General features: G+C 72.8%; 5 protein-coding genes and 1 pseudogene. 1 reads left to right on the top strand and 5 read right to left on the bottom strand.

The features are described from left to right. The 3 genes and pseudogenes from ACFW6A_RS39065 to ACFW6A_RS39055 all read right to left on the bottom strand — a co-directional run. A pseudogene (locus ACFW6A_RS39065) lies at positions 1–121 on the bottom strand (ABC transporter); the annotation flags it as partial. 47 nt (positions 122–168) lie between these two features. Beyond that, positions 169–840 (bottom strand): DUF4097 family beta strand repeat-containing protein, encoded by a 672-nt coding sequence (locus tag ACFW6A_RS39060; RefSeq protein ID WP_386646651.1) that lies wholly within the window; start codon positions 838–840, stop codon positions 169–171. Between the two features lie 268 nt (positions 841–1108). Next, a complete protein-coding gene (locus ACFW6A_RS39055) occupies positions 1109–2083 on the bottom strand; it encodes a DMT family transporter (RefSeq protein WP_386646649.1) in 975 nt (324 codons plus the stop codon). Positions 2084–2231: 148 nt separating this feature from the next. Between ACFW6A_RS39055 and ACFW6A_RS39050 the strand changes: the two genes are divergently transcribed. Continuing rightward, positions 2232–3098, top strand: coding sequence for a LysR family transcriptional regulator (locus ACFW6A_RS39050; protein WP_386646647.1), 867 nt, complete (start codon positions 2232–2234; stop codon positions 3096–3098). A 1137-nt stretch (positions 3099–4235) separates the two neighbouring features. Here the strand turns inward: ACFW6A_RS39050 and ACFW6A_RS39045 are convergent. Beyond that, entirely contained in the window at positions 4236–4493 is a 258-nt protein-coding gene (locus ACFW6A_RS39045; RefSeq protein WP_351857341.1) for a DUF397 domain-containing protein, read from the bottom strand. Next, positions 4471–5301, bottom strand: a complete 831-nt coding sequence (locus tag ACFW6A_RS39040; RefSeq protein ID WP_351857339.1) for a helix-turn-helix transcriptional regulator — start codon at positions 5299–5301, stop codon at positions 4471–4473. Before ACFW6A_RS39040 ends, ACFW6A_RS39045 begins: the two co-directional genes overlap by 23 nt. Positions 5302–5532 lie beyond the last annotated feature (231 nt).

The following is a 5532-nucleotide window of genomic DNA, read 5'->3' as shown; positions in this document are numbered from 1 at the left end:
CGTTGGGACCGAGCAGCGCGAAGACGGAGCCGGCCGGGATGTGGAGGTCGACACCGTCGAGGACGACCTTGTCGCCGTACGACTTGCGCAGACCGTTCGCCGCGATGGCGGGGTTCGTCATGACGGGTTTCTCCTCGGAGTCCGTGGGTGGGTGCGCGGGCGGGGCGGTCAGTTGGCGTGGGCGGTGATGTCGCCGAGGGCGGTGGTGGCGCGGATGGTGAGCTCGGCGTCCTGGCCGGCGGCGTTCCGCAGGCTGTTGGAGACGCGGCCGAGGGCGGTGCCGGCGTCGAGGGCGGCGGAGGTGCCGCGGGCGGCGCCGACGGTGATGGAGCCGGCCCGGGTGTCGAGGACGACGGTGCCGGCGACGGCCTCGGTGACGGTGAGGTCGCCGCGGGCGGTGGTGAGTTCGGCGGAGCCGGTCAGGCGGCCGATGGTGAGGGGGCCGTCCTGGAGGGTGAGGCGGGCGCTCGCGGCCTCGTCGAGCTTGACCGAGCCCTGGGCGGCCTCGAAGGCGACGTCCCCGAGCCGGCCGACGCCCCGCAGCTCCCCGGCGGCGGCCCGGCCCTCGACGGAGGAGCCGGCCGGGAGCCGCACGGTGATCTCGACGGAACCGGAGGCGCCGAAGAGCTGGTTCTTCGCCTCGGGGGCGGTGATCCGCAGCACCCCGTCGGCGAACGAGACGTCGACCGCCTCGGCGGCCTTCACGTCACGGGACTTCGCGGGGCTGGAGGGACGGACCTCCACGGTCGCGTCGGCGCGGTCGGCGGCGATGAAGCAGAGGCTGCCGGCCGGGACGGCAACGACGGCGGCGATCGGGGCGGTGGCGGCGAAGGTCTGCATGATGTCTGCTCCTCTGAAGCGGCGTCGGCGTTTCCGACACGGAAAAAGCTACGTTGCTTTCCACTTCTCGACAACAGATTCGTTGCACTGGAATGACATCTTCGCAGCTCAAGCCAATAATTTCATTGCAATGGAATGAGAGTTAACGCAACGTCATATGCCAGAGCATTGCAATGAGAAGAGAATGAACGCTATGCCGCAAACGCCGAGGAGCGCTCCGGGGTGATCCGGAGCGCTCCTCGGCGACGTGAAGGGTCGGGTCTCGGGGCTACGTGGCGACGGCGGCTCTCTGCGTACGCACCGCGCCGATGCTCGCCGCGATGACGAGCGCGATCGCGAGGCCGTCCGTGACGGAGAGGGCCTGGTGCAGGACGAGGAAGCCCGCACCGGCGGCGATGGCGGGTTCCAGGCTCATCAGGACGGCGAAGGTGGGGGCGGGCAGGCGGCGCAGGGCGAGGAGTTCGAGGGTGTACGGCAGCACCGAGGAGAGCAGCGCGACGCCGAGGCCCAGCGCGATCGTCGACGGGACGAGCAGCGCCCCGCCCGCCTCGGCGACGCCGAGCGGCAGGCTGAGGACCGCGCCGAAGGCCATCGCGAGCGCGAGGCCGTCGGCCTGCGGGAAGCGGCGGCCGGTGCGGGCGCTGAACACGATGTACGCGGCCCACATGGCGCCCGCCGCGAGCGCGAAGCCCGCGCCGAGCGGGTCGAGCCCGTCGAAGCCCCCGCCGCCGAGCAGGGCGACGCCGCCGAACGCGAGCCCGGCCCAGAGGAGGTTCACGAGCCGGCGGGAGGCGATGACGGAGAGGACCAGCGGGCCGAGCACCTCCAGGGTGACGGCGGCGCCGAGCGGGATCCGGTCGATCGACTGGTAGAAGAGGACGTTCATGCCCGCCATGGCGGTGCCGAAGGCGACGACCGTCCCCCAGTCGGCGCGGCTGTAGCCGCGCACCTTGGGCCGGCAGACCAGCAGCAGCACGAGCGCGGCGAGCACGAGCCGCAGCGTGACCACCCCGAGCGCACCGGCCCGGGGCATCAGCAGGACGGCGACGGCCGAGCCGAACTGCACGGACAGCCCGCCCGCGACGACGAGCGCGACGGGCCCGAAGCGGCGGGACGCGCCGCCGGGGGCGCGCCCGGGGCGCCCGCCCGTGGCCGCCCCGGCCCGCACGCCCGTCGAGGGATCCGCCACGGGACCGGAGGCCGCCCCCGCCGCCGTCGTCGGCACCTGGCTGTCCACGCTCACCGCCACACCTCCAAAGTTCACTGCACTAGACCCTCAGTCCAGAGTAATGCACTCCCCCGCACTCTGACGACCGCATTCCGCTTCCACGCTACGGAGCCCGGTTCCACCAGCGGAAATACCGATCACGCTGCGGTTATGCTTCAGAAACATGACCCTGCGCATCGAGCTGCGCCACCTCCGCTGCTTCCTCGCCATCGCCGAGGAGGAGAACCTCACCCGCGCCGCCGCCCGCCTCCACCTCACGCAGCCCGCCGTCTCCCGGACCCTCGCCGCCCTCGAACGGCACCTCGGCGCCCGGCTCGTCGACCGCTCCACCCACCACCTCGCCCTCACCGCCGAAGGCCGCGCCTTCCGCGAGCGGGCCGCCGCCGCCCTCGCCGCCTTCGACGCGGCCGTCGACCCCGCACGGCTCCGCCACCGCCCCCTGCGCCTCGGCCACGCCTGGTCCGCCTTCGGCCCCTACACGACCCCGCTGCTGCGCCGCTGGCAGCGCGAACACCCCGAGACGCCGCTGGAACTCCTGCGCGTCGACGACCGCACCGCCGGCCTCGCGCGGGGCCAGGTCGACGCGGCCCTGCTGCGCGGCGCCGTCGAGGCCCCCGGCCTGGTCACGGCCGAACTGACCACGGAACCACGGGTCGCCGCGCTCCCCGCAGACAGCCCGCTCGCGGACCGCCCGGGCACCCTCACGCTCCTCGACCTGGCGGACCAGACGGTCGTCCTCAACACCGTCTCCGGGACGACCACCCTCACCCTGTGGCCCCTCCCCCACCGCCCCACGAGCGCCCTGACGGTCGCCAACACCGACGACTGGCTCACCGCGATCGCCGCCGCCCGGGGCGTGGGCGTCTCCTCCGCCTCGACGGCCGCCCTCCACCCCCACCCCGGCGTCACCTACCGCCCCCTGCCCGACGCCCCGCCCCTCCCCGTCCTCCTCGCCTGGCGCGACGCCTTCCCCCACCCCGCGACCCGGTCCCTGCTCACCATGGCCCGCGAGATCGCCACCACCACCTGAGGGGCCCGGGGGGCGGGCCGACTTCGCGGGATGCGGCTGCGGCCGCCCTCTTCTCCGAGAGTCACGGCTTCCGGCGGCGCGTCAAGGGCGCCTACGGCGTCGCTGCGCGATGGGCTGCGCCCACCCTTGACCCGCCACCGGAAGCCGTGCGGCACAACTCGGAGGGCGGCCCGGGAAACGGGCCCACGCCAGAGCCCCGGTTGACGGCCAGGACGCGCGTGCGTCTACGGCCCGGTGGGACCGGCGAGGCCGGGCAACGCTCCCGTTTCTTGACGGCTGTCGCCCGGTGGGGTGGGGCTCGGTTTGTGGCGCGCGAGGTTGGGGCGGTGCCGACGGTCGGGCGGTGGGGCCCGGGTATCGCTTCGGCCGGTCGGTGAGTGCCGCCCGGTGGGGTGGGGCTCGGCTTGTGGCGTGCGAGGTGGGCATGGTTCGGGTGGGGTCGGTGGTGCGGGGGAGTGGAAGAAGACGCCCTGTCCGCGTCCGGGGGGTCCCTGCCGGCCGTTGCGGAGGGGCGAAACGAACGTAACTCGACGCGGAAGCCAAGGCAGGGACCCATGCGGGGCGGAATGCCCCCTATCGGGGGATTTTGGGGACAGGGTGGTCTCTCCCGCGCGAGTTACGTTCGTTCCCCGCCCATACAGGGCAACCGGCAAGGCCTGAACCCGCCCCGGCCACCGGCACGGCCCCACCCCCGCCCGCCACAAACCGAGCCCCACCCCACCGGCCCGCGCCCGTCGACGCGTGGCAGCGATACCCGGAGCCCCACCCCACCGGGCGGCAGCAGTCGGGGAACGGGAGCGATGCCCGGCCTCGCCGCTCCCACCGGGCCGCAGGCGCCGGACGGCGGCGACCGACCGGCGGGGCTCTGGCGTGGGCCCGTTCCCCGGGCCGCCCTCCGAGTCGTGCCGCACGGCTTCCGGTGGCGGGTCAAGGGTGGGCGCAGCCCATCGCGCAGCGACGCCGTAGGCGTCCTTGACGCGCCGCCGGAAGCCGTGACTCTCGGAGAAGAGGGCGGCCGCAGCCGCATCCCGCGAAGCCGGCCCGCCCCGGACAGCCGACGCCGCAGCAGGAACGGGTGGCGGGCGCGGGCTCGGATGCGGGGCTGAAGTCGTTCATCCCCGCGCCCTAAGGCGCAGCTCAGACACGCCCCCGCGCGGCCGCCTCCACGAAGACCGCGAACGCGGCGGGCGCGACCCGGAAGTGCGGGCGGGCGACGTCCTTGGAGTCCCGGACGGCGACGTGAGCCACGAGATCGGCGACCTCGACGCACTCGCCGCCGGTGTTGCCGCTGAAGGAGGACTTACGCCAGGCGGCGGAGCCGAGGGGGGCGCACTCGATGCACTCGCCGCCGTTGGAACCGCTGTACGACGACTTACGCCACTGCACCGTGCCCATACCGTTCCTCCATGACGCGAGCGATCAGCTCGGCCGACTCCTCCACGGAGAGGGCCGCAGCCTGGAGGCGAGAGTAACCGACGAAACGTTCCCTGATCACTTGCGGATTGGCGGTCATGTGACCGGAGTCGTAGCTCTCGGAATAGAAGACGTCGGGGTCCTTCTCGAACCGCAGGACGGTGAACGACCCGACCACGCCCGCGTGCTCCCCGACCTCGAACGGCAGCACCTGAACCTGCACCCAAGGCTTCTTGACGAAGGACCGCAGATGCTCCAGCTGCGCTCGCATCACCTCCGGGCCACCGATCTCCCGATGCAGGACGGCCTCGTCCAGCACCACCCACAGCACGGGCGGGCGACTGCGCTCCAGAACCCGCTGACGCTCCGTCCGGGCGGCGACCATCTCGTCCAGCCGGTCCGTGTATTCGACGCTCAACACCGCACGGGCGTACTCAGGGGTCTGGAGCAGGCCGTAGACGAGCTGGCACTGGTACGTCGAGATGTACGCCGCCTTCGCCTCCAGCTCCGCGTACTCCTGGAACCAGCTCGGGAGCTGGCTCCTCAGCACCAGGCCCACCAGCCGCGTGAAGAACCCGCCCGTCATCAGGGCCGCGTCGATGCGTTCGGAGAACTCGCGGGTGGGGATCTTCCTCGCCGTCTCGATCTGGCCGACGAGGGACCCGGTGCAGAAGACGATGGCGCCGAGGTCCGCCTGGCTGAGGCCGGAGTCCTCCCTGAGGCGGCGGAGTTCGGAACCGTAGTAGTCCAGCGGCGAGGCGGACGGGTCAAGGCTGCGGATGTTGACCACGGAGAGGGCACCCCCATTGTCGGCTCGCCGCCGAGGGTATCCACCCGTCCCGTTCCGCAGGCCCGAAATCGGACAACCACCCCTCGTTCGAGGGAAGTTGGGCCTGCGGACGCATGAACGCGCGAGGGACCGCCCCGGTCAGAACAGGTGGTTGTACGTGTTCCAGCCGCCGCCGATCCGGGTGCGGGCGGTGAACGGGCCGGCCGCCTTGCCCGTGCCCTTGTAGAGCCA

Source organism: Streptomyces sp. NPDC058758 (assembly GCF_042746075.1).
In the GTDB taxonomy this organism is placed as follows: Bacteria; Actinomycetota; Actinomycetes; order Streptomycetales; family Streptomycetaceae; genus Streptomyces.
This window is presented reverse-complemented; position numbering and strand designations above follow the sequence as displayed.

Coding starts and splice junctions, on each gene's coding strand:
- ACFW6A_RS39060 (WP_386646651.1), bottom strand. CDS start 840: ATGCAGACCTTCGCCGCCACCGCCCCGATCGCCGCCGTCGTTGCCGTC.
- ACFW6A_RS39050 (WP_386646647.1), top strand. CDS start 2,232: ATGACCCTGCGCATCGAGCTGCGCCACCTCCGCTGCTTCCTCGCCATC.
- ACFW6A_RS39045 (WP_351857341.1), bottom strand. CDS start 4,493: ATGGGCACGGTGCAGTGGCGTAAGTCGTCGTACAGCGGTTCCAACGGC.